Below are 23612 nucleotides of genomic sequence, written 5' to 3' on the forward strand. Positions count from 1 at the left end.
CTGCGCCGCCGCAAGGGGAACCAGGACTGCCGGGCTTCACTCGGAAGCCGAAAGCCCCAGGGGCGTACGGAAATTGAATGGCAAGCACCCACGGCCCTTTGGGGGCGAATGTGGGTAGCCGAGAATTTGAGCTGATTCGATGCGGTGACCTCATACGCGGAATCCCGCACGAACCCGATACATCCATATCCGCTTCCAGCGGCTTCAACCCTCGACCGGTGACTTGATGAGATTCCCCCCCGAGCGCCTCGACTGATCTTCAACTCATTGAACCGGACGTTCGGTCCGGAAGAAATAGGGAGAGGCCCCGCTGTCGCCAATGTGGGTTACTTAGTATTCTTTTCGTTTCTTTCACGTCCGCCCGGCGGACTCGCGGTGACCGGCCCCGGCTACGGGGAGCCCTGCTTGCGGAGCCTAGGAGTCCTAGGCTATATCTAGACCCCTTAGGAACTTGGGAGGACGCATGGTGCGGGCCGGACTGACAGTCGAACGGGTGACGATCGCGGGCGCGGAGCTGGCCGACGAGGTCGGTCTCGACCGGGTGACCATGTCTCAGGTGGCGCGGCGGCTCGGGGTGAAGGACGCGAGCCTCTACACGCATGTCCGCGGTCTGGAGGATCTGCGCGGGCGGATCGCCCTGCTCGCGGCGGACGAGAAGACCATGCGGATCGCGGAGGCGACGGCCGGGCGGGCGGGCCGGGACGCGCTGGTCGCGTTCGCGGACGCCTGGCGGGAGTACGCCCACGAGCATCCGGGCCGCTACACGGCGACGCAGACCCCCATCGAGATCGATCCCGAACTGGCCGCGAAGGCACCCGGACCGCGGCGCGCGGTCGAGCTGACCTACGGCATGCTGCGCGGCTACGGACTCGCGGAGCCCGACCTGACCGACGCGGTCCGGTTGCTGCGCAGCACGTTCCACGGCTTCGTCGCCCTGGAGGCCGCGGGCGGCTTCGGGCACGCGCGTTCACCTCAGCACTCCTGGGTGCGGGCGCTCGATGCCCTGCACACTCTGCTGGAACACTGGCCCGCGTCCCGGGAAGGCGACCCCGCATGAGCGAACCGACCGTCGGCAGCCTCCGCGTGGACGGCGCGACCGTGCACTACGAGGTACGCGGTCACGGACCGCTCCTGCTGCTGATTCCCGGCGGGACGGGGGGCGCGGCGTCCTTCGACCCGATCGCCGACGGGCTGGCCGCCGACTACACCGTCGCGACCTACGACCCGCGCGGCATCTCGCGCAGCGCCCTGGACGACCCCGGGGCCGGGCAGCGCGTGGCCGAGCACGCCGACGACGCCTTCCGCCTGCTGCGGCTGCTCTCCCCCGGTGAGCCCGCCCGCGTCTTCGGCTGCAGTTCCGGCGCGATCGCCGCCGTACATCTGCTCACCGCCCGTCCCGCGGCCGTCGAACGGGTCGTGGCGCACGAGCCGCCGATGGTCGAGGTTCTCCCCGACGCTCCCGCGCATCGCGCACTCATCGCGCGCGTCACCGAGACGTTCCGCGCGGAGGGGCTCGGTCCGGCGATGGCGGCATTCGCGGCGGGGCTGCAGAAGGACGGTGACACCGACGGGCCGGTCGCGGCGGTCGAGCTGCCACCGCAGGCGGCGGCGCGGGCCGAGCGGACGATGGCGGACCTCCCGTACTTCGTCGGACGCATCGTGCCCGCGTTCATGTCCTACGAACCGGACATCCACCGGCTCGAAGAGCTCTCGGACCGGCTGATCCTGGCGTGCGGCCGGGACTCACGCGGTGAGCTGCCCTACCGTCCGGCCGCCTTGCTGGCCGAGCGCCTCGGCACGGGGCTCCGGCACTTCCCCGGCGGGCACACCGGGCTCAGCACGCATCCCGCCGAGTTCGGCGAACATCTCCGCGAGGCCCTGCGCGCCTGAGCCGGCGGCAGGGCGTGACGGCTGCGGACAGCGGCGGACACACGCGCCTGCGGCCGGCACGCCCCGACGGCGTGCCGGCCGCAGGCCGGGTCGTGTCCGGTGCGGGACCGGAGCTACCGCTTGGCGGACGCCTTGCCGGCGCTGCCGTTGATGACGAACTGTGAGCCGGGTTCGACCACGACATCGCCGTCGGCCGAGCCGCTGATGATCACACCGGTCAGAGTCGCGCTGCCCCTGGCCCCTCCCATGGCCAGGATTCCCGACCCGTTCACGGAATTGTCGATATGGACGTTCGAGATCTTCGCGCCGGGCACTGACCCGCCGCCCGACTTGAACTGGATCCCGTCGTAGGTCGAGTCGTGGATGTCGGTGTCCCGGATCGTGACTCCCGGAATGCCCTGACCGGAGGCGAACAGCGTGATGGCACCGAACTCCTGGGCCTCTCCCCAGAACGCGCCGCCCGTACGGAAGAGCTCGTTGTTGGCGATCAGGGTCTCCCCGGAGAACGGCAGCGGATCGTGGTCCGTCGCCAGCATGATGCCCGGGTAGTTCATGGTGTCGGAGACGATGTTGTTCTCGATCGTGTTGCCGTAACCGCCGTACACAGCGATGCCGTTGGCCCGCCAGGGCAGCTGGATCATGTTGTTGCGGAAGTGGTTGTCGTGGCCGACGTCCACCGACGGGTTCTTCACGTACTTGCTCGACCACACGGCGAGCGAGTCGTCTCCGGTGTTCCTGAAGGAGGAGTTGAACACCGTCGAGTTGCGCGTCCCGTTGGCGAGGTTGATGCCGTCCGCGTAGGTGTTGCGAATCCGCATGCCGGTGAACTCGACACCGTCACCGGGTCCCCAGAGGTCCGGGATGTTGTCGTAGTCGCGGCCGACCCACACGCCGACGTTCGCGTGCTCCAGCCACACATTGGTGATCTTGGTGTCCTTGCCGAAGCGGCCGTTGAGGCCGACGCCGCCCTCGGCGTTGCCGTCACCGCCCCGGATGGTGCCGGAGCCGAAGATCGCGATGTCCGAGATCTGGGTGTTGTCGTCGATGTCGAAGCCAAAGTTCCCCTCGCGCGGGTGGTTGATGCCGCCCGCGTCCTGCGGCGCGGTCAGCGTGTAAAGCTGCGAGTGCCACATACCGGCACCTCGGATGGTGACGTCACTGATTCCCACCTGGTTGTACTGGCCCCGGTTCAGCGGGTCGTCGGTGAGGATCTTCTGCTCCTGGCGCCACTGCCCCGGCGGAATCCACACGCAGCCGATGTCACCGTTCTGGTTCGCCGTCACGGCCCGCTGGATGGCGTCCGTGTCGTCGATCCCGTCGTTCGGGACGGCTCCGTAGGTGGTGATCGAGGTGCATCCGGCCGGCTGTGCGATCGCCGGTGCCACCTGCTCCAGGTCGACGACAGGTTTCTAGCAGGTCACGCTTTTGTCAACGGTTCTCGCATCGGCGTCCACCGCCGCAGGTGCCTGGCCGCACCTACCACCGACCCGCCGGTGAATCCATACATCGGATCTCAATGCGATGAATCTGCGCACAGTTGCTCAGCACCACGAGACATCAGGTGATGAGTGATCACATTTGCTTGCCTGGGCATGATTTCGAGCATCTCTTGACACTCATCAGTTCACGCATTGCACTAACAGCTCCTATCTTTGTCATGCTCAAGCCGAGTAGCAGGAGTACCGGCGCCATCATGAAGAGAACCCAACGGCTCCATGCGTGGAAGACGATCCTGACCGCCGCAGCCGCCACCCTCGCGCTGGCAGCCACCGTGACCGCACCGACAGCCGAGGCCTCCCCCACGGCCACCTCCCCGAACGGCACCGCTCTCGCCCTCACCCCTCCCATGGGGTTCAACAACTGGGCGCGCTACGGCTGCGGGACCAACGTGCCGAACAACGGGGACCAGGGCCCGAGCCGCCGGCTGATCCTCGACCAGGCCCAGGCACTCGTGGACACCGGTCTCGCCGCCAAGGGCTACGACACCGTCACCGTCGACGACTGCTGGAGCACCATGACGCGTGGCGCCGACGGCGGTCTCGTCGCCGACACGAGCAAGTTCCCCGGGCGACATGGCTGACCTCGGCACCCAACTGCACGAGATGGGGCTCAGGTTCGGCATCTACGGCGACATCGGCACGACGACCTGCGGCGGCTTCCCGGGCAGTTGGGGCCACTTCCAGCAGGACGCCGACCTCTTCGCCTCCTGGGGCGTGGACTTCATCAAGCTCGACGGCTGCAACATGCCGTCGTCCGCGAGCAGCTCCACGGGATACATCTCGGCGTACGACGACTTCGCCGCCGCGATGAAGGCCAACGCCTCGGGACGCGAAATGGTGTCCTCCGAGTCGTCCCCCGCGTACTTCTACATCGGCGCGTCCGATCTGTCCGACTGGTACGACGTGATCGACGGGGCCTCGAAGAGCGGGCAGCTCCGGCGCGGGGGCTACGACGTCAAGATGCACAACCTGGGCGGATCCGCCTGGGACAAGGACACCAACGGAGCCGGAGTCATGGCGCAGTACGCCTACAACTCGCCGCTTTCACGCTATGCCGCGCCCGGCAGCTGGAACGACCCCGACTTCCTCATTCCCGGTGAAGCCCTCACCGACGAGGAGACCAGGTCCCAGTTCCCCCTCTGGTCGATGATGGCCTCACCGCTGATCCTCAGCACGGACGTCGCCTCGCTCAGCCCCGAATCCCTCGCCACAGTGGGCAACGCGGACATCATCGCCATCGACCAGGATCCCCTGGGTCAACAGGCCGGAATCGTCTCCCGCGACGGCACCGTCGATGTGCTGGCCCGGCCGCTGGCCAACGGAGACCGCGCCGTGTCCCTCCTGAACCGCGGCTCCACGGCCGTACGGGCGAGCACGACGCCGGCCGGTATCGGCTTCCTGGGCGGCGGTGCCTGTTCCGCTTCGGTAGCGGGCAACCCGGTCGTCCTGTACAGCTGCAACGCCGGTGCCGACCAGCGCTGGACCCTGCCGGGCGACGGCACCGTCCGCACCCTCGGCAACTGCCTCGACGCGGAGCACCGGAGCGACGCCACGTACACCGGCTACTGGGCCGTTCTCAGCCCCTGCGACGGGAGCGCCACCCAGAAGTGGACGTACCGGCGCAACGGCAACCTGGAGAACGCCGGGGTGCCCGGTCGCTGCCTCGACGCGTACACCTCACGGACCACCGACAGCAATCCACTGATCGTCGACACGTGTGCCAACTCCCGCCCCAACCAGCAGAACCAGGTCTGGGCCCTCCCCGAGTAGCGGGTGTCCTGATCCCATACGTGCCGCACGGTCCGACGGCCGCGACCGCCCCGGTCGTCGGATCCGGCGGCCGGCGGCTCCCCGCCCGCGAGGAGGGTGATCGTCGACGTTGCGGCGCTCCGGACGGTGCACCACAATGCCGGTATGGCGGGTGAACTCAGGCCGACCGGCGACGCTTCCGGATCCAGCGCAAGGCCCGACATGCGGGCATCGGACCGGGAGCGGGACCAGGTCGTGGAGATCCTCCAGGTCGCCGCGGGCGACGGCCGGCTCACCGCCGCCGAGCTGGACGAGCGCCTGGACGCGGCACTGTCCGCCCGCACCGCCGGCGAGCTGGCCCGGCTGACCGCCGACCTGCCCTCGGAAGGAATGCCTCCGCAGGCCAAGGATCTGGTCCGGATCGACCAGCGGTTCGGTGATGTCTCACGCACCGGTCGCTGGCTGGTTCCGCGCCGCATGGAGATCCGCCTGATGTTCTGCGACGCGAAGCTCGACTTCACCGACGCGCTGATCACGCACAGCACCCTTCACATCGATGTCGACCTGCGGATCGGGGGGAACCTGACCCTGGTGACCAGGCCCGGAATCGTGGTCGATGCCGACGGCCTGGAACGCAGCAGTGGCGACATCAAGATCCGCCCGGCGTCGGAGGCCGACGTCCCCACCGCCCTGCGCGTGCTCGTGGCCGGACAGTCCCGGGGCGGCGACTTCACCGCCCGGCTGCCGCGGCGCAAGCTCTCGGAGCGGCTGTGCCGCACACCCGGTCAGCTCGGCAGCTGAGCCGGGCCCCGGCTGCTCCCGCTCTTCCCATCGATTGAAACCGTTCAACCAGCCAACTCGCCCGCGCTGCGGCGCACATGATGGACGCGTGCCCGATCAAGGCCCCGTCGAGAAACTCCCCGCACGCTCATTGACCCACACCTCGCGCGCCCCTACGTTCAGCTACGTCCAGACTGTGAATCGATTCATCACTTCTGTGTGAGGGGCCGCATTGATCAGCAGGCGGAACATCCTGACGAGCGCCGCTGCCACGGTGGGCGCCGTAGCAGCCGGAGTCGTACCGGCCGGGGCAGCCCCGGCGCCGGTACCGGCCCAGGCACCTGTGCGGCGCGGGGCGCCACGCGTCACCGCGCCGACCGTCGAGTACGTGTCGCACCCCCTGGGCCTCGACGCGCGACACCCTCGGCTCAGCTGGCCGGTCGCCTCTGAGGCACCGGACGTCCAGCAGAGCGCCTATCAGGTCCGGGTCGCGTCCAGCGCGTCCCGCCTGTCGCACCCGGACATCTGGGACAGCGGAAAGGTGATGTCCGGCGAGTCCGTCCTCGTCCCCTACGCGGGGCCCGCGCTCAAGCCGCGGACCCGCTACTTCTGGTCCGTGCGGGTATGGGACACGGCCGGAGGCGAGTCCGGCTGGAGCACGCCTTCGTGGTGGGAGACCGGCCTCATGGACCCCGCCGAGTGGTCCGCCGCCTGGGTGTCCGCTCCCCCGGCCCTCACCGACGCACCCTCGCTGGAGAACAGCTCCTGGATCTGGTTCCCCGAGGGAGACCCGGCCAACAGCGTGCCGGAAGGCACCCGTTGGTTCCGTCACACCGTCGATCTCGCGGACGGGATCACCTCGGCGACCCTCGCCATCAGCGCGGACAACGTGTACACGGTCTCCGTGAACGGCACCGAAGTAGCGCGTACGGACCTGGCGACCGACAACGACGGCTGGCGCCGCCCCGCGGTGATCGACGTCCTCGCGCAGCTGCGTACCGGAACGAACGTCCTCGCGGTCTCGGCGGCCAACGCGAGCGAAGGGGCCGCGGGGCTGATCGCCACGCTCGCCCTGCGCACGGCGTCCGGCGAACAGAGCATCGTCACCGACGCCTCCTGGAAGTCGACGGACGAGGAGCCCGCCGACGGCTGGCGCGGACCCGGCTTCGACGACAGCGGCTGGCCGGCGGCGAAGGAGGCCGCCGCGTGGGGCGCCGGACCGTGGGGCAAGGTCGTTCCCGCCCTGTTCGCGGCCAACCAGCTGCGGCACGGGTTCGAGCTGCCGCGCAAGAAGGTCGCTCGGGCGCGCCTGTACGCGACGGCTCTCGGTCTGTACGAGGCCCACCTCAACGGCCGCCGGGTGGGACGCGATCAGCTCGCTCCCGGCTGGACGGACTACCGCGAGCGCGTCCAGTACCAGACGTACGACGTCACCGCGCTCCTGCGGCCCGGCGCGAACGCCATCGGCGCCTATCTGGCACCGGGTTGGTATGCGGGCAGCGTCGGCATGTTCGGGCCCCATCAGTACGGCGAACACCCGGCTCTCCTGGCCCAGCTGGAGGTCGAGTTCACGGACGGCACGAGCAGGCGCATCACGTCCGGACCGGACTGGCGGGCCGCCGCCGGGCCAATCCTCTCCGCCGACCTCCTCGGCGGAGAGACGTACGACGCGCGCAAGGAGACGGCCGGCTGGACCTCGCCCGGCTTCGACGACCGCACCTGGTCCGAGGTCAGCGGCGCGGACGAGAGCGCGCCCCGCCTGATCGTCGCGCAGGTGGACGGACCTGTACGGGTGGCGAAGGAGCTTCCCGCCCGGAAGGTGACCGAGCCCTCGCCGGGCGTCTTCGTCTTCGACCTGGGCCAGAACATGGTCGGCTCGGTGCGGCTGCGGCTGTCGGGCGACGCGGGCACGACGGTGCGTCTGCGCCATGCCGAGGTCCTCAATCCCGACGGCACCGTCTACACCGCGAATCTCCGCAGCGCCGCGGCAACCGACACCTACGTCCTCAAGGGCGGCGGCTCCGAGACGTACGAACCGCGCTTCACCTTCCACGGGTTCCGCTACGTCGAGGTGACCGGTCTGCCCGTCGCTCCCCCGGCGAGTGCGCTGACCGGTCGGGTCATGCACACGTCCGCCCCGTTCACCTTCGAGTTCGAGACCGACGTCCCCATGCTCAACAGACTGCACAGCAACATCACCTGGGGCCAGCGCGGCAACTTCCTCTCCATCCCCACAGACACGCCCGCACGCGATGAGCGTCTGGGCTGGACGGGCGACATCAACGTCTTCGCGCCGACGGCCGCTTACACGATGGAGTCGGCCCGCTTCCTCACCAAGTGGCTCGTGGACCTGCGCGACGCCCAGACTGCCGAGGGCGCCTTCACCGACGTGGCCCCCATCGTCGGCAACATCGGCAACGGCGCGGCCGGCTGGGGCGACGCCGGCGTCACCGTGCCCTGGTCGCTGTACCAGGCTTACGGGGACCGGCAGGTCCTCAAGGACGCCTGGCCATCCATCCGGGCCTGGCTGACGTACCTGGAGAAGAACAGCGACGGCCTGCTGCGGCCGGCCGGCGGCTACGGCGACTGGCTGAACGTCTCCGACGAGACGCCGAAGGACGTCATCGCCACCGCCTACTTCGCGCACAGCGCCGACCTCGCGGCCCGGACGGCCACGGAGCTGGGCGAGGACCCGGCGCCGTTCCTCGACCTCTTCACACGGATACGCACGGCGTTCCAGGCCGCGTATGTCACCGCGGAGGGGCGGGTGAAGGGCGATACCCAGACGGCGTACGTCCTCTCCCTCTCGATGGACCTGCTGCCGGACGCCCTGCGCACGGCGGCGGCGGACCGGCTCGTCGCACTGATCGAGGCCAAGGACTGGCACCTGTCGACGGGCTTCCTCGGTACGCCCAGGCTGCTGCCCGTCCTCACCGACACCGGACACACCGATGTCGCCTACCGCCTGCTCCAGCAGCGCTCGTTCCCCAGCTGGGGCTACCAGATCGACAAGGGCTCCACCACCATGTGGGAGCGGTGGGACTCCATCCAGCCCGACGGCGGCTTCCAGACCCCGGACATGAACTCCTTCAACCACTACGCCTACGGTTCGGTCGGTGAGTGGATGTACACGAACATCGCCGGCATCGCGGCGGGCCGGCCCGGCTTCCGCGAGATCGTCATCCATCCTCGGCCGGGCGGCGACGTCACCTCGGCCCGCGCCACGTTCGCCTCGGTCTACGGCCCCGTCTCCACCCAGTGGAAACTGCGCTCGGGCTCCATCGACCTGCGGTGCGCCGTGCCTCCCAACACGACCGCGGAGGTGTGGGTCCCCTCGCACGCCCCGGACGCGGTCACCCACACCCGCGCCACGTTCCTGCGCGAGGAGGAGGGCTGCGCGGTGTACCGGGTCGGCTCCGGGAGCCATCACTTCACCGGATAGGACGCCCCGTCAGCGTGACTCCGTCGTAAGGTAGTTGTCCCATACATCTCATAGAGGGAGACACTCGTATGCCGATCCCGCTCGGTCTTGGCCTTCCGCAGATGAGGCAGTACGACATCGGCCGCGATGTGCCCGACGTGGCACGGGCCGCGGAAGCGGCCGGGTACGAGAGCCTGTGGGTGTTCGAGCGGGTTCTGTTTCCCGAACCGGCCACCCAAGGCCTGTACGGAGTACCGGGCCTGGCCTGGCCCGACCACTACCGCGGCGTCGCGGACCCGTTGATCACCCTGACGCTCGCCGCCGCGGCCACCGACCGCGCCCGGCTCGGCACCAGCGTGCTCGTCGCGCCGCTGCACATCCCCTTCCAGCTGGCCCGCTCGCTCGCCTCGCTGGACTCCGCCAGCGGTGGCCGGGTGGTCGCGGGGCTGGGTACGGGCTGGTCCCTGGACGAGTACGCCGCCGCGTCCGTCGCCCCCTTCGAGCGGCGCGGCGCGGTCCTGGACGAGCTGCTCGACGTGTTCGCGGCCGTCTGGGGTCCTGACCCCGTCTCGTACGAGGGGGCCCTGACCACGATCGCCCCGTCCGTGGTGGGGCCCAAGCCCGCTCGCCCGATCCCGGTCCTCCTCGCGGCGAGCGGCCCCCGGGCCGTTCGCCGGCTGGTCGACCGGGCGGACGGCTGGATGCCCGTGGCCATGGGGGCATCGACCCTGGCCGAGCAGTGGCAGCGGGTGCGGGACGTCGCCGCCGAGCGGGGGCGTGAGCGGCCGCTCGCTGTCTGCGCCCGTGCCAACGCGCGGTACAGCGTCAAGCCGGTGGAGGGCGACGACCGGCAGCCGTTCCACGGAAGTGTGGCGCAGATCGTCGAGGACCTGGTGGCACACGCCGATACCGGCGTCACGGAGATCATGCTGGACCTCCAGGGCACCCCGCGTGACGCCGCGGAGTTCATCGACGTGGCGACCGAGGTGTACGAGGCGGCGCGGGCAGCGGGGGTCTGAGCCCGTCCGGGGCCCGTTGTCGTACCCCTGTGGCAGGGTCTTTTCCAGGGCGCCGGACCAGGCGTCCCGATCACACTGCCGGAATCCGGCTGCCCGAATCCCGCCCTGGGACAGGACAGCCGGATTCAAACGGCCGGACGCGGTCGGACGGCCGCCGAAGGAGCACACCATGTCGGGTACCGACGAAGCCCGTACCTCCCTGGCCGCTGTCGCGGCCTTGCTCGCTCCGGCCCAGGAGGCTGTCGCCGCACGGGTACTGCACGCCCACGACGACCCCTCGGGCTATGTACGCGACCACGCGGACACATTGGCGGACCGGGGCATCGAGGGGCCCGTGCCCGGTCTCGCGTGGATAGCGCTCGTCGACGCGCTGGCCGAGCACCGGCTGCTGGCGGAGCTGGACTGGAAGGAGGACTCCGACGAGATCCGGTCCCGGCTGCGTGGGCTCGCGTCCCGGCCGTCGGTGGATCCCTGGGTACTGGTCGAGGCGGACGACATGCGTCTGCCGACCCATGAGTTCCTGGAGGCATGCGGCCGGTGCTTCCGCGACGTCGGCGCGGCGCTCGCCGTCCTCGACATCGAGTCCGACTGCTATCCGGTGGTGTGCCTGCGGGCGGCGCGGGTGGAGGAGCTGACCACGCTCGCGGCCCGCGCGGGCTTCACCGCACGGGGCTTCGGTGCCTGATGTCCGGTCAGGCCGGCGGCCGGCCGGAACAGGCCCGGGTCATCACTGTCCGGACGGGCGTATCACGCCGCTCTCGTAGGCGAACACCGCGGCCTGGGTCCGGTCCCGGAGCCCGAGCTTGACCAGGATTCGGCCGACGTGGGTCTTGACCGTCTGTTCCGCGACCACCAGGTTCACGGCTATCTCGGCGTTGGAGAGTCCCTGCGCGATGAGCGCCAGGACCTCGGTCTCGCGTTCCGTCAGGTCGCCCGCCCGGCCCCGTTCCGGAATGCGCAGTGTCCGGGTGACGCGGGAGAACTCGGCGATCACGCGCTTGGTGATGCTCGGGGCGAGGAGAGCGTCACCTGCGGCCACCACCCGGACGGCCTCCACGAGTTCGGCCGCGGAGGCGTCCTTGAGCAGGAATCCGGAGGCACCCGCGCGCAGGGCTTCGTACACGTACTCGTCGAGGTCGAATGTGGTCAGGACGAGGACCTTGACGGTGGACCCGGCGGGCTCGGTGATGCGCCGCGTGGCCTCGATGCCGCCGACCCCGGGCATGCGGATGTCCATCAGCACGACGTCCGGGGTGAGTTCGGCGACCTTGGCCACGGCGTCCAGGCCGTCGACCGCCTGGCCGACGACCTCGATGCCCGGCTCGGCGTTGAGCAGGACCGTGAATCCCTGACGGACCATCATCTGGTCGTCGGCGATGACAACACGGATGCTCATACGGGTTCCTCCAGGGGAAGTATCGCCACTACCTCGTAACCACCGCCGGGAGTATTCCCGTTGGTGAAGTCACCGCTCAGCATGGCGGTGCGTTCCCGCATGCCGAGCAGACCGTGGCCGATGTCGCGCGGGGGCGGGGCCGGTTCGTCCGGCGCCGTGTTGGTGATCCGGACGGCGAGGCAGCTGGGCCGGTACGCGATCTTGACGTGCACCGCTGTTCCGGGCGCGTGCCGCATGGCGTTGCTGAGGGATTCCTGCACGATGCGGAACGCGGAGAGATCGACGCCGGGTGGGATGGGCCGCGGGGTGCCCGTGAGCTCGGTGGTCACCCTGAGGCCTGCCCCTCGCCCGTTGTCGAGCAGCTCCGGCAGGCGGTCGAGGGTGGGCTGGGGGCTGTGTCGCGCCTCGGCGGACACCGCGTCCTCCGAGCGGAGCACGCCGAGGACCCGTCGCAGTTCGGTGAGTGCGCCGACGGCGTTCTCGCGGATACCCGCGAGGTTCTCCCTGAGCTCGTCGGAGGGGTGCTCCACGAGGTGCGGTGCGACCTGCGCCTGGATGGAGATCACCGACATGTGGTGGGCGACCACATCGTGGAGTTCGCGGGCGATGCGGTTGCGCTCCTCCAGAAGGGTGCGGCGGCTGCGCTCCTGCTCCGTGCGTTCTTCCTGGACCACGAGTTCGGTGCGGGCGACCTGACGGCCGCGCAGCGCCACACCGATCACGACGGCCGCGACGAGGACGGCCACGGCGAACCGTGTGTCGGTGGTCGGATGCACGAAGTCGTCGGGATTGCAGGCCGCTCCCGCCAGCACGGAGAGGACGAGCGCCTCGACACCGACCCGGGGGCGCAGTCGCAGTGCCATCATCAGCAGCACCCCCGCCTGTGCGACGACTCCGGACACGGTCCAGGGAATCGAGCCGTCGCCGGGCTGGGGCTGCGCGGTCAGCGCGACCACGATCATGACCGTGGTCACCGCTCACCAGGCCGGCACCGGTCGGTACAGGGCAGCGATGAACGCCACGGCCTGAAGCACACCGAGGAGCACGGCGCTGCGGTTGTCCAGTCCGTACTGCCCCACGAGCGTGTTGATGCTGTAGATCCCTAGCGGCACCGTGCACACCATGAGCGGCAGCAGGAAGGCCGGGAGCCATTCGTGCAGTGAGGGACGGCCCGGACTGGGCGGAGGATCTACGGCAGTGGTCCACAGGTCGTGGACGAGGTGCGCGGGACGGCTTTCAGACGCTCCGCCAGCTGCGCCCCGGCTCCCGCCCATAGCCTGTGCATGGCTGTCACTCTAGGCACGGTGTGCCTCGCAATCCCTACTGGGTCGTCCTTGACGCACGACCGTGGTGCGTCCTTGCCGGCGCTGTTCGTACGTTCTGAACGCCGCCCAGCACGCCGTCAGGGCGACGGCGAAGACCGGCAGCCAGAGAAGCCGGGCGATGATCCACTGCGTCCCGTCCGGGCGGGTGTGCAGTCCTGGCAGGGTGCGGCCGGTGAGAAGCCCGGTGGCGGTGACCGCGAGCATCGCCGTCTGGTGCCAGAGGAAGACGGTCATGGCGCTGAGGTTGACCAGCGCCACCGCCGCCCAGGCCGCAGGCTTCACGAGTATCCGCCGCAGTGGCCCCGACAGGAGCAGTGCCGCCCCGCACTGGGCGAGGCCGAAGGTGACCGCGGCCAGGGTGGGCGGGTCGAGATTGGAGATGGCGGCGCCCGGGACCCCGACCATGGACGCGGGGTATCCGGCGAGGAGCACCAGCAGCGCCGTGGCGGTCGCGCCGCCGATGAGCAGGGTCCAGCCGGTCGTCCGCGAGCGCAGCTCCCCGCGGGCCCAGGCGGCTCCGAGGCAGTACGGCACCAGCCAGCCCGCGGCCACGTTGATCCAGCCGAGCCGGGCGGGGCCGTCGAGTCCGAGCCTGATGATGTCGACGTGGATGACCACGACGACGGGCCACAGCGGGTGGAGGCGGGCGACGAGCGGGGTCAGTGCGGTGAGCCCGGCGAGGACCAGCAGGAACCAGAGGGGTGAGAGCACGAGTTTGAGCAGGGCGTGCAGATTGTCGGAGCCGACTCCGGAGACGAACATCGTGCCGGCCGTCACGGTCCAGACCACCAGCAGCGCCGCGACCGGCCGGAACAGGCGGGCGGTCCTGGCGCCGAGCCAGCGGCCGTAGGTGATGCCCCGAGCGCGGGACGACTCATAGCTCTTGGCCGCCACCTGCCCGCCCACCGGGAAGAACACCGCGAGGGTCTGGAACACCCAGGAGACCGGCGCGAGTTCGGGTCTGTGCTGGAGCGGGCTCGCGGCGTGGACGCTGCCGCTGTCGACGACCATGGCGGTCACCAGCCAGTGGCCGAGCACGACTCCTGGGATGGCGAGGGCGCGCAGCGCGTCGACGGTCCGGTCGCGGTGGTGCGGGGTCGCGGCTTCGATCCGCTCGATGAGCTCACGCATGCCGGCTCCTCCCGGAGGGTGCGGTGCCCGAGACGATGCGGGCGATGTTCTTCAGGGACCGGGAGCCGGGCTTGAGATAGTCGCTGCGCCCTCCGGTTCCCGCGTCGAAGGTGCGGGCGCCGAACCCGGGTGACACGGGGTCCGGTCCGAATCCGATCGAGACGAAGGGGAGGCGGAGGCGGGTGTGCGGAACGTCCGCCACCCAGTCCGTCGTTCCCCGGCCCGCCCAGACGGTGGCACGGGTGTGCAGGGCGCTGACGTCGCGGGCACCGGTGCCGGGGCTGGCGTAGAGGACGAGGGCGGCCACTCCCCGCAGGACGGGCGCGGCTCTGGCGCATACGACCGAGCCGTAGGAGTGGCAGAGCAGGGAGATCCTGGCAGCCGGCCTGGCGGTGTGCAGCTCGTCGGTGAACCGCCCGAGCGCGGGTGCCGCCGTGTCGGCGCGGCCGGTGGTGAGCGCCGCGGGGCTCACCGTGGCCGGCGTTTCGTAGCCGAGCCACGCGACGACGGCGGCCTTCGGCCCCAACTCCCTTCGCAGGGCGGCGGAGTCGTTTTTCAGGCGCCAGTACCGGTCGAGGTTGGTATCGGCGCCGGGCACGAGGACGGCGATCCGTTCGGCCCGCGTCAGGTCTCCGAAGACCTCGGCCGTGCGGCCCCCGTCACGGCCGTCGAACAGGAGGAAGTGACGACGGGGGTCCGCCATCCCGCGCAGCGCCGAGGCCCGCTTCCGGTCACCGTGACGCGCGGCCATGCGCCCGGCGGCCAGGATGCCGTCGCGGGTGACGGCGTACCGGGCGTCGAGGGTGCCCCGAGCGGCGTCCCGCAGTGGGGCGAGCGGGGCCGGAACGGGCGCCGGGACCGCTGCGGGGCTGGAGGCTCCGGACACGGGCGCGGCGACCGAGGCGGCGATGAGCGCGGCCAGCAGGGTGCGGCGCAGCCTGCTGTTGCGGAGGCGGACGGGCATGGGGCGGGGTCCTTCCGTACCGGATGCGTGAGTTGCATCCGGTACGAAGCTAGGAGCCGCATCTTGTAATCGGCGTCCCTCCCCGGACCGCACCTGGCGCGTAGCTCCCAAGTACTACGGGTCTGCGGAAGGTGACGGGTGCGCAGGGCGCCTTCGGCGGGCGTGGGTTGACGCAGCGCCGCACGCGGGGTTTCCTGCTGCGATGACCGGAACGAACGCCCCGCCCGACTCCCGTATCGAGTGGGTCGCGGGCGAGGCCATGCTGCTGGCGTGGCAGCACGTACACAACACGATCATTCCCACGGCCGCGCTGTCGCTCGCGGAGGTCGAGGAGCGGTCCCGTCGCAACCGGCTGGCCGTCGCGTATCTGGGCGATGTCGTGGTGGGCTGCTCCACGGTGCGGCCGCCCGCCACGGACTCCGCGGCCGCCACCGTGATCGCGCGGGTGCTGCCCGCCCACCGCGACCAGGGGTGCGGCGGGCAGCTGTACGCGCACGGGCTGGCCGAAGCCCGAAGGCTCGGCGCCCGGGTCATCGAGACCTGTGTGCTGGAGTCCAACCCCGAGGGGCTGCGGTTCGCTGTGCGCCTCGGATTCGTCGAGACCGAGAGGTACCTGCTCCCGGGCGACAGCGTGCCGTTCATCGATCTCAGGCTGGCCTGACGGCCCTCGGGGCTGTCCCGGCGCCCGCTGTCAGCGCTGGAGGGCGGCGAGTTCGCGCACTGTCGCCATGTCGCTGAACGGGATGAGCTGTTCGCCGACGATCTGGTACGGCTCGCTGCCCTTGCCCGCCACCAGCACGATGTCGTCGGGGCCGGCGCTCTCCAGGGCGAAGGCGATCGCGGAGCGCCGGTCCGCGCGGCGTTCGAACCTGGTTCCGGTGGCTTCCAGACCCGGGACGATCTGGTCCATGATCGCTTCGGGGTCCTCGTTCCTCGGGTTGTCCGAGGTCAGGACGCACAGGTCGGAGCGGGTCCCGGCGATCTCGCCCATCCGGGCCCGCTTGGTGACGTCACGGTCTCCGCCGCAGCCGAAGACCGTGATGACCCGGCCGCCCCGCGAGAAGTCCCGGACCGCACCGAGGACCTTGTCCAGGGAGTCGGGCGAGTGGGCGTAGTCCACGATCACCGCGGTGCCGCGCGGCGTCTCGAAGCGCTCCAGCCGGCCGGGGACGGGAGGCATCCGGTCAAGTGCGGCCACCAGTCCGGCGAGGTCGTGGCCCAGGAGGTGGCAGGCGGCCACGGAGGCCAGCGCGTTGGACACGGAGAACCGTCCGGGGACGGGAATGGCGGCGGGGTACTTGCTGCCCTCGTGGTGGAGGGTGAAGCGGGTGCCGAAGGCGTTCATGCTCAAGTCCGTGGCCCGGTAGTCGGCTTCGGCGTCGATGCCGTACGTGGTGACCCTGCCCGGCATCGTCGGGGCGATGGCGGCGCCCACCGGATCGTCCGCGTTGACCACGGCGCTCCGGCACAGCCCTTGGAAGAGGCGGAGCTTCGCGTCCCGGTAGTTCTCCATGGTGCCGTGGTCGTCCAGGTGGTCCTGCGTAAGGTTGGTGAAGATGCCGACGTCGAGGAAGGCGCGGTCCACCCGGTGGTGCAGCAGTCCCATCGAGGTGGCCTCCAGCACGACCGTGCCGACCTCGTGGTCGCGCATGTGCCCCAGGAGGTACTGGAAGTCCGGTGACTCCGGGGTGCTGAGGACGGAGCGCGGCATCGGGATGAGCTCGTCACCGATCCGGCTGCCGGCGGTGCCGATCACGCCGACCCGTGCGCCCTCGGCGATCCTGAGCACGGACTCGACCATGTACGAGACCGAGGTCTTTCCGTTGGTGCCGGTGACGGCCACCATGTCCATGGCCCGGCCGGGCTCTCCGTGGTAGCGGGAGGTGACCACCGCGGCCGCCGTACGCGTGTCCGCCACCCGCACCACGCACGCGCCGCCGGGCGATGCCCGCACCGCCGCCAGGATGTCCGGCTCCGCGTTGTCCACCAGCACGGCCACGGCACCCCGCGCGAGTGCCGGGCCGACGGCCTCCGGGCCGCCCTCGCGGTGGCCGGGAACGGCGATGTACAGCGAACCCGGTGTCACGCGGTGGGCGTCGAAGCAGGCTCCGGCAGTGATCGGGGTCTCCGGATCACCGAGGAGTACCTCGTGATCGTGCCCGGCCAGCAACTCCCTCAGATTCATGCGGGGTCCTCTCGAAGATGCGGCTGGGCCCCCGGCGGGCGCCGCCGGGGGTTGCCGACGGAGCGCCTCGGGGGCTGCGCATGGTGTGGGGTGCTGCTGTGTACGCAGCGAAAGCGGTGGAAGAACTCCGTGGGCGGAGTGGCGGGCGCGGCCGGAAGCGGAATGACGGCGCGGCGGTCGCCGGTGGTGGGTCCTGGTCAGCCGTGACCGTGCAGGGCGCGGCAGCGCGCCTGGGTGGCGGCGGGGCACAGCAGGTGAGGCGCCTGTCGCAGGCACTCCCTCACCGCATCCATGTGACCCATGAGTGGAGTGTACGTCCCGGGGACGGTGCCTGATCCACGTCGTCGTCACGGCCGGGAGCAGGCGGCGCCCCGGTGGGGGCGTGAGTGGGGCGCCGACCGGTCTTCGTGCGGGAGAGTGCGTGCCCACGGGGCCCGGCGGCACGCGAGAGGGGAAGCGAAGGGGCCTGGCGCGCGGAGCGGTGGGCTCCGCGCGACAGGCCCCCGGGACCCGGCGTGATTCAGGCCGGGTGGGACGTCAGGCCGCGCTGGACATCAGGCTGTGTGGAGCGTCAGCCCGTACCGGTTCAGGATCTCGTTGATCGGCTGGTGCCAGGTCTCTCCGCCCGAGCTGCAGTCGCCCCAGCCGCCCGAGGTGACTCCCTGCGCCTGGTCGCCGCTGATGAAGGAGCCGCCCGAGTCGCCCGGCTCCGCGCACACGCTGGTCTTGGTCATCTGGTAGACGGCGCCCTGGCTGTAGTTCACCGTGTCGTTGGTGGCCAGTACGTTGCCGCAGTGCCAGTGCGAGGTGGAGCCGGAGCGGCATATCGAGGCGCCGACGGGGGCCTCGGCGGAGCCGCGTACGAGCTGGTCGGAGACGGTTCCCCAGCCGATGACCACGGGAACGGTCCACCAGCCGTTGCCGACGCTCACCCAGGCGTAGTCGTCGCCGGGGAACGACGACCCCTGGAAGTTGCCGATGGCGGAGCCGTCCCAGCCGCTGACCGCCGCACCCGCCTGTCCGCAGTGTCCGGCGGTGACGAAGCCGCCGATGACGGAAAAGCCGATGGAGCACCGCACGTTGCCCGTGTAGTACGGGTCGCCGCCCACGGTCCCGGCGGCGAAGGTCCGCGGTGCCTGCGCGGTCTGTTCGACGACGACCGGTCCGGCCTCGCGGGCCTTCTCGACGAACGCCCGGACATCGTTGTCATCCTGCGCGGAGGCGACGACGTTCACGACGACCTTGTTGGACTTCGGGTCGACGTGCCAGCTGCTGACCCCGGCGGGCGCGTCGAACGTGTCGATCCGCGCCTTGACGGCGTCGAGCCGGCGCGCGGTGTTGGTGACCAGGCGGACGTCGGCACCGGTCGCCCGCACGGCCGCCTTCCGCTTCTCGCTGGTGACGGCCACCGTGAGGCCACCCGTCGACGGATCGAACCAGGAGCCTCCGTAGGCGTCTCCGGCGGCGCGCTTCGCCTTTCCCTGGATGGCGGTCGCCGTCTTCTCCGCTGACAGCCTCGCCTTCGCCTGACTTTCTGTCAGCCCGAAGTCCTTCTGCATGGCGGTCAGCAGTCCGGCGGACGCCGGGAGTGCGTCGGAACCGGCGCGGGAAGCGGTGGCGGGGGTGTCGGCGGCGGAGGCGGAGGGGAAGCCCGCACCCGCCCAGGCTCCGACGAGGAGCACGGCGGACAGTGCGGTTCTCAGAGCTGTGATGCGTCTCAAGGCATTGGCCCTTCTGGTGTTCCGGCGAAGTGGGGGAGGAACAGCAGGCGTCCGGGAGGCGTCTCGTCTGAGAGCGCTCTCAGAGTGTGCCGTTCCGGACTGTAGCCCAGAGTCGTTTGCAGGTCCATGCCAATGCATGAGTGACTGGACGGTCCGTCCGCTGAGTAGGCGTACTCATCCCGCGCGCCCGAACTCGCCCTACGGTCACATCAAATGAACAAAGGGCGGCGCCGGAGCAGGCCGGGCGGGGCAAGGAGAACGGGCATGAACGGATCGTCGGGAACACGGAGATCCGGGGCCGCGATGACCGGTGCGCTGATGTGCGCGCTCGCACTCGTGCTCGGCGGCTGCGGGGTGCTGAGCACGAAGGAGGACCGCCGGTTCGCCGAGGCCCTGGCCGACGAGCACTACCCGGGGACGCTCGAAGTGATCGAGGCGCACAAGCTGTTCCCGCAGGCGTCCGGTTCGGAGGTCGCCTTCTCGGTGGCCGGTGACCCCGACGCCGTTGTCCGGATCCGGGTCGACGCCGAAGCGGGAACGTGCGACACGCACTCCTGCCGGCGGGTCCTCGACGACGCGGTGGAGCGCGGGCGGTCCGAGGCGGCCCGGCTGCGCGTCCTCACCCGTGCGTTCAGGAGCTGCGGCTATGAGGTGATCGGGGTGGACCCCTCGTCCGGCGCGCCGTGGATCGTGGCCTCGCCGTCCAACGCCACGGTGACCCGCGTACTGGGTGACATCGGCTCCTGCGTCCGGCGCTGGGCGGAGGCGGACGCGCTGAACGGCGGGACCGCGCACGCCCGGGGCGCGTCGGTGAACATCGCCTCCCCCGCCGTCGCCCGGCGCCGCCCGGCCGCGCGGACGTCGCGGCCCACGGCGATGCGGCTGAGCGAGACCCGGCTGCTGGCCGCCCTGCAGTCGCGGCCGTACTTCGTCGCGAGCTACTCCGCTTCGCACAGGCGCATCGACACCGCGGGCAGCGCCCGGATCGTCCAGCCCTTCGAAACCGGACAGCGGTTCGCCGCGACGGTCCAGGCGGCAGTTCGGGAGCAGCTCCGCGTGTCGCACCCGAGGGTGCGGGTCAGCGAGTTCCAGGGGGTGTGGAGGCTGGAACCGGGGACGGTCGACCGGCTCACCGGGTACGTGCTCTACTGCGAGCGGCCGGACGGCGGGAAGCGCTGCCTGGGTGACCGCGCCGTCGTGGTGACGACGGATGTACGGGGCGAGCCGGTGGGCCCGGTACGGGAGGCCGGCAAGGTACGGGAGGGGCGGGGGCCCTTGCGGCTTCCGCCCCTGTGAAAGCGGCCGGTCACGGGGCGGCTGTCCGGCCTCCCGAGCAGCGGTCCCCGGCCGCCCCCGGCCGGGACTTTCCGGGCCCGTGGCCAAGCGCGCCGCATCAGGGGCGCGTCGGGTCAGGGTCGCAGGGGCCGGTAGTCGAAGCTCCGCCACAGCGCGCGGACCGTCCCGCTGTCCGACCAGTGGCCGGGGGCCGGCGCCCTGCTGGTATCCGTTGTCTCCCAGATCCGGACCGGCCCGTCGGCGGCGTCGGCGAGCGGCTCCCAGCCCGGTTCGCCGGTGGTGGCGAATCCGGCCCAGGCGGCGGCCATCCGGTCCGAGAGGTGATGGTCGGCGGGCGTCGGGGCGCCCCCGATCAGGAACCGGACGCTCTCCTCATCGAGGTTCCCGAAGGCGAACGGGATGTCCGCGCAGTGCCAGGCGTACGCCACCGGCTGCGATCCACCGCGCTGCCGCGCGAAGCGTGAGAGGAAGGTGCGTCCGCCCGCCCGTGCGTGGGCGTCGGAGAGCCGGCTGCTGTACTCACCGAACATCAGGTCCCCGTACAGGGCGAGATGGACGTCGCCCACGGAGGCTTCGGGCATGAGCGCGCGGTAGCCGCGCGTCGAGGGGTCCGGGAGTCCGAAGTCCGCCGCGAATCGGATCAGTTGTTCCTCCGTGGTGACCTTCGCGCTGCTGCCGACCGCGTCCAGCAGCCAGTACTCCTGGGTGGTGTGGCAGACGAGCAGGTCGATGGAGCGGGCCGCCCCGCCGGCCAGGAGGGCGAGCGGGTCGCCGCGCAGCCGCACGCCGTCGGCGACCGGGCCGTAGATGACCGGGTCCCAGTGGTGCCGTCCGGAGTCCGGGTCCCGCCGGTATCCGTCGATGACGGCGTCGGATGCCCGGACCAGCGTCTGCGGCGAGGCGGCCGTCAGTCCGGCGGCTGTCGCGGGAACGCCTGCCTCGGCTGCCACCTTCTCCATGAGGTGCCCGGCGAGCTGAGGTGAGAAGCAGGGGCCGACCACACTGTGCGCTATCGCGCGCCGGAACAGCCCGCGTGCGCTGTCCATCGCCATCAGGCAGGCCACCGACGCCGCTCCGGAGGACTGCCCGGCCACGGTGACGTTGTCCGGATCCCCGCCGAAGGCGGCGATCTCCCGGCGCACCCATGTCAGGGCGGCGATCTGGTCGAGCAGCCCGCGGTTGGGCGGGCAGGGGTCGGGGCCGTCGGCCGGGACATGGCCGAAGCCCTCGAACCCGATGCGGTAGTTGAGGGTCACCACGACCAGGCCGGCGCGGGCGAGCGCGGCGCCGTCGAAGTCCGGCTGGGCACCGGAGCCGAAGGTGTAGGCGCCCCCGTGGATCCAGACGAGCACCGGCAGCCGGGCCCCGGCGACCGCGTTCCCGGCCGCCGCAGTCCAGATGTTGAGGCTGAGGATGTCCTCGTCGCCGGGCGACCAGCCCGGTGCGCCCGGCAGCTGCGCGGACTGCGGCGCGACGGGTCCGAAGTCCACGCAGTCGCGGATGCCCGCCCAGGGAGCGCGGGGGCGTGGCGCCCGGAACCGGCCCGTCCCGAAGGGCGGCTCCGCGTACGGAATGCCGAGGACGGCGACGACGTCCCGGTCCGGGTCTCTTCCCCGCACCGGGCCGCAGGTGGTTTCGAAGACACTCATCAACGTCGCTCAGCCGTCCTTCACTCCCCGCCCCCGCCGGGCGCGGGGATCAGGATGGCAGAGCACCTGGTCACAGCACGACCGGATTCGCCGTCACCGCGAGGGGCAGACCGGCCCGGCGACTCCGCCGGTACGATCCTCGACCCGCCCCGGCCGGAACGAGCCGGAACCCCCGCGACGCGGCACCGCCGCCGGGTCAGCGGGCCTGGCTGATCGCCGTACGGAGCATCGCCACGGTCGTCGCGGCCGCCGCGCGTTCCGCGTCGTCGCTCGTCGCACGGACCCGCTCCTCCAGCAGCACCACCGCTGCCTGGAGCACGCCCACGCGCACCGGAACGCTCTGCATCGCCGTCAGGACCGCCGCGGCCTGTTCGGCCGGGGTCGCGGTCGCGGCCTGCGGGATGAGGGTGGAGATACCGCGCCCGAGCGCACGGTCACGAGGCGGCTGAGCCGCGGCTGTGGTCACCGCAGAAGTCTGCCGCACCGGGCGGCCCGGATGGGTCAGCGACCTGGCCGCCGCGCCCGGTACCGTCCCGCCGCGTCCGGCCTTCGTCGCGCGGGTGCGCCGGTCAGGCCGGCGTGCCGCCGAGATCGAAGACGAGGCGTCCGGACACCTGGCCCTTGAGGACTTCGCCGATCGCGGAGTTGATGTCCGCCAGATCCCGGCTCTCGCGGACCACACGGGTGCGGCCGAGCCGGTGCAGCTGGAAGACCTCGGCCAGGTCCTGGCGGGTTCCGACGATCGAGCCGATGACCTTCGTGCCGTTCAGCACCGTGTCGAAGACCGGGAGTTCGAGCTTGCCCTCGGCGGGAAGGGCCACGAGGACGAGGGTGCCGCCCCTGCGGAGCGCGCTGTAGGCCGCGCCGAACGACTCGTTGCTCACCGCGAGGGAGATCGCCGCGTCGGCGCCACCGAGCCGGCGGGTCTCCTCCGCGACGTCCTGGACGCGCGCGTCGATGACGTGATCGGCGCCCAGCTCCCTGGCCAGGGCCAGTTTCTCGTCGGTGACGTCGACGGCGATGGTCTCGGCGCCGAAGATCCGCGCGTACTGCAGGGCGAGGTGCCCGAGTCCGCCGATGCCGGAGACGAGGGCGCGGGTGCCGGGGCGCGCGCCGGAGAGCTTGACCGCCTTGTAGGTCGTGACGCCCGCGCAGGTCAGGGGCGCCGCGTCCAGCGGGTCGATGCCGCCGGGCACGGGCACGACGTAGTCGCCGTGGGCGAGGGCCCGGAGACGCAGTGGTCGCAGTGTCCGCACGCCTCGCCGAGCCAGGGGATGGCCACCCGGTCGCCCACCGTGAGGTGGGTGACCTGGTCGCCGGCGGCCTCGACGATGCCGATCCCCTCATGGCCGGGGACGAAGGGCGGACTCGGTCTGACCGGCCAGTCCCCCTGGGCCGCGTGGATGTCGGTGTGGCAGAGCCCGGAGGCCTCCATGCGGACCAGGACCTGGTGCCCGGCGGGGTGGGGACCGGCCGGTCCTCGACGACGAGGGGCTCGGTGAAGCTGCGGACGACGGCGGCCCTCATGCGTACCGCTCCGCTTCGGTGCGGTGTGCCCGTCCGCCGCGCGGAGACGCGCCGGGCAGG

The 23612-nt window shown here is 71.0% G+C and carries 19 protein-coding genes and 2 pseudogenes; 10 read left to right on the top strand and 11 right to left on the bottom strand.

Annotated elements, in window-relative coordinates:
* Positions 1-463 precede the first annotated feature (463 nt).
* On the top strand, positions 464-1057 hold the full coding sequence (locus RLT59_RS00330; protein WP_311301474.1) for a TetR/AcrR family transcriptional regulator: 594 nt from the start codon (positions 464-466) through the stop codon (positions 1055-1057).
* Positions 1054-1890, top strand: a complete 837-nt coding sequence (locus RLT59_RS00335; protein ID WP_311301475.1) for an alpha/beta fold hydrolase — start codon at positions 1054-1056, stop codon at positions 1888-1890. Before RLT59_RS00330 ends, RLT59_RS00335 begins: the two co-directional genes overlap by 4 nt.
* Before the next feature lie 113 nt (positions 1891-2003).
* Here RLT59_RS00335 and RLT59_RS00340 read toward each other — a convergent pair.
* Positions 2004-3293 (bottom strand): annotated as a pseudogene (locus RLT59_RS00340) (right-handed parallel beta-helix repeat-containing protein); the annotation flags it as partial.
* A gap of 290 nt (positions 3294-3583) precedes the next feature.
* On the opposite strand from RLT59_RS00340, the gene RLT59_RS00345 reads away from it, so the two are divergent.
* From RLT59_RS00345 to RLT59_RS00370, 6 genes are all read left to right on the top strand, one after another.
* On the top strand, positions 3584-3970 hold the full coding sequence (locus RLT59_RS00345) for an alpha-amylase family protein (RefSeq protein ID WP_311301476.1): 387 nt from the start codon (positions 3584-3586) through the stop codon (positions 3968-3970).
* Complete coding sequence (locus RLT59_RS00350; RefSeq protein ID WP_311301477.1) at positions 3963-5159, top strand: ricin-type beta-trefoil lectin domain protein; 1197 nt, start codon at positions 3963-3965, stop codon at positions 5157-5159. Before RLT59_RS00345 ends, RLT59_RS00350 begins: the two co-directional genes overlap by 8 nt.
* A 144-nt stretch (positions 5160-5303) precedes the next feature.
* Positions 5304-5939, top strand: a complete 636-nt coding sequence (locus RLT59_RS00355; protein WP_311301478.1) for a DUF1707 SHOCT-like domain-containing protein — start codon at positions 5304-5306, stop codon at positions 5937-5939.
* A 211-nt stretch (positions 5940-6150) separates the two neighbouring features.
* The gene (locus tag RLT59_RS00360) at positions 6151-9360 is read left to right on the top strand and encodes an alpha-L-rhamnosidase (RefSeq protein ID WP_311301479.1); all 3210 of its coding nucleotides are present in this window, start codon (positions 6151-6153) and stop codon (positions 9358-9360) included.
* 68 nt (positions 9361-9428) lie between these two features.
* Positions 9429-10358, top strand: coding sequence for an LLM class F420-dependent oxidoreductase (locus tag RLT59_RS00365; protein WP_311301480.1), 930 nt, complete (start codon positions 9429-9431; stop codon positions 10356-10358).
* 169 nt (positions 10359-10527) lie between these two features.
* Positions 10528-11043, top strand: a complete 516-nt coding sequence (locus tag RLT59_RS00370) for a DUF6630 family protein (RefSeq protein WP_311301481.1) — start codon at positions 10528-10530, stop codon at positions 11041-11043.
* Between the two features lie 42 nt (positions 11044-11085).
* Here the strand turns inward: RLT59_RS00370 and RLT59_RS00375 are convergent, their stop codons facing one another.
* The 5 genes from RLT59_RS00375 to RLT59_RS00395 form a co-directional block, all read right to left on the bottom strand.
* Positions 11086-11754, bottom strand: a complete 669-nt coding sequence (locus tag RLT59_RS00375; RefSeq protein WP_311301482.1) for a response regulator — start codon at positions 11752-11754, stop codon at positions 11086-11088.
* The gene (locus tag RLT59_RS00380; RefSeq protein WP_311301483.1) at positions 11751-12728 is read right to left on the bottom strand and encodes a sensor histidine kinase; all 978 of its coding nucleotides are present in this window, start codon (positions 12726-12728) and stop codon (positions 11751-11753) included. Before RLT59_RS00380 ends, RLT59_RS00375 begins: the two co-directional genes overlap by 4 nt.
* Before the next feature lie 3 nt (positions 12729-12731).
* Positions 12732-12866 carry a hypothetical protein gene (locus RLT59_RS00385; protein ID WP_311301484.1) on the bottom strand — a complete coding sequence of 45 codons (135 nt, stop codon included), beginning with the start codon at positions 12864-12866 and terminating at the stop codon, positions 12732-12734.
* Positions 12867-13049: 183 nt separating this feature from the next.
* On the bottom strand, positions 13050-14210 hold the full coding sequence (locus tag RLT59_RS00390) for an acyltransferase family protein (protein WP_311301485.1): 1161 nt from the start codon (positions 14208-14210) through the stop codon (positions 13050-13052).
* The gene (locus tag RLT59_RS00395) at positions 14203-15174 is read right to left on the bottom strand and encodes an alpha/beta hydrolase (protein ID WP_311301486.1); all 972 of its coding nucleotides are present in this window, start codon (positions 15172-15174) and stop codon (positions 14203-14205) included. Before RLT59_RS00395 ends, RLT59_RS00390 begins: the two co-directional genes overlap by 8 nt.
* A gap of 202 nt (positions 15175-15376) precedes the next feature.
* Between RLT59_RS00395 and RLT59_RS00400 the strand changes: the two genes are divergently transcribed.
* A complete protein-coding gene (locus RLT59_RS00400) occupies positions 15377-15835 on the top strand; it encodes a GNAT family N-acetyltransferase (protein ID WP_311301487.1) in 459 nt (152 codons plus the stop codon).
* Between the two features lie 30 nt (positions 15836-15865).
* On the opposite strand, the gene RLT59_RS00405 is transcribed toward RLT59_RS00400, so the two are convergent.
* Together RLT59_RS00405 and RLT59_RS00410 are read right to left on the bottom strand one after the other, a co-directional pair.
* A complete protein-coding gene (locus tag RLT59_RS00405; RefSeq protein WP_311301488.1) occupies positions 15866-17359 on the bottom strand; it encodes a UDP-N-acetylmuramoyl-L-alanyl-D-glutamate--2,6-diaminopimelate ligase in 1494 nt (497 codons plus the stop codon).
* A 554-nt stretch (positions 17360-17913) separates the two neighbouring features.
* A complete protein-coding gene (locus RLT59_RS00410) occupies positions 17914-19062 on the bottom strand; it encodes a S1 family peptidase (RefSeq protein ID WP_311307564.1) in 1149 nt (382 codons plus the stop codon).
* Positions 19063-19344: 282 nt separating this feature from the next.
* On the opposite strand from RLT59_RS00410, the gene RLT59_RS00415 reads away from it, so the two are divergent.
* Entirely contained in the window at positions 19345-20376 is a 1032-nt protein-coding gene (locus RLT59_RS00415; protein WP_399124562.1) for an SCO7460 family lipoprotein, read from the top strand.
* 113 nt (positions 20377-20489) lie between these two features.
* Here RLT59_RS00415 and RLT59_RS00420 read toward each other — a convergent pair whose 3' ends face one another.
* From RLT59_RS00420 to RLT59_RS00430, 3 genes and pseudogenes are all read right to left on the bottom strand, one after another.
* A complete protein-coding gene (locus RLT59_RS00420; RefSeq protein ID WP_311301489.1) occupies positions 20490-22025 on the bottom strand; it encodes a carboxylesterase/lipase family protein in 1536 nt (511 codons plus the stop codon).
* 196 nt (positions 22026-22221) lie between these two features.
* A complete protein-coding gene (locus RLT59_RS00425) occupies positions 22222-22491 on the bottom strand; it encodes a hypothetical protein (RefSeq protein WP_073733859.1) in 270 nt (89 codons plus the stop codon).
* A 103-nt stretch (positions 22492-22594) separates the two neighbouring features.
* Positions 22595-23552 (bottom strand): annotated as a pseudogene (locus RLT59_RS00430) (zinc-dependent alcohol dehydrogenase).
* Positions 23553-23612: the final 60 nt, after the last annotated feature.

The sequence above is a fragment of the Streptomyces sp. ITFR-6 genome (assembly GCF_031844725.1).
Taxonomy (GTDB): Bacteria; Actinomycetota; Actinomycetes; order Streptomycetales; family Streptomycetaceae; genus Streptomyces.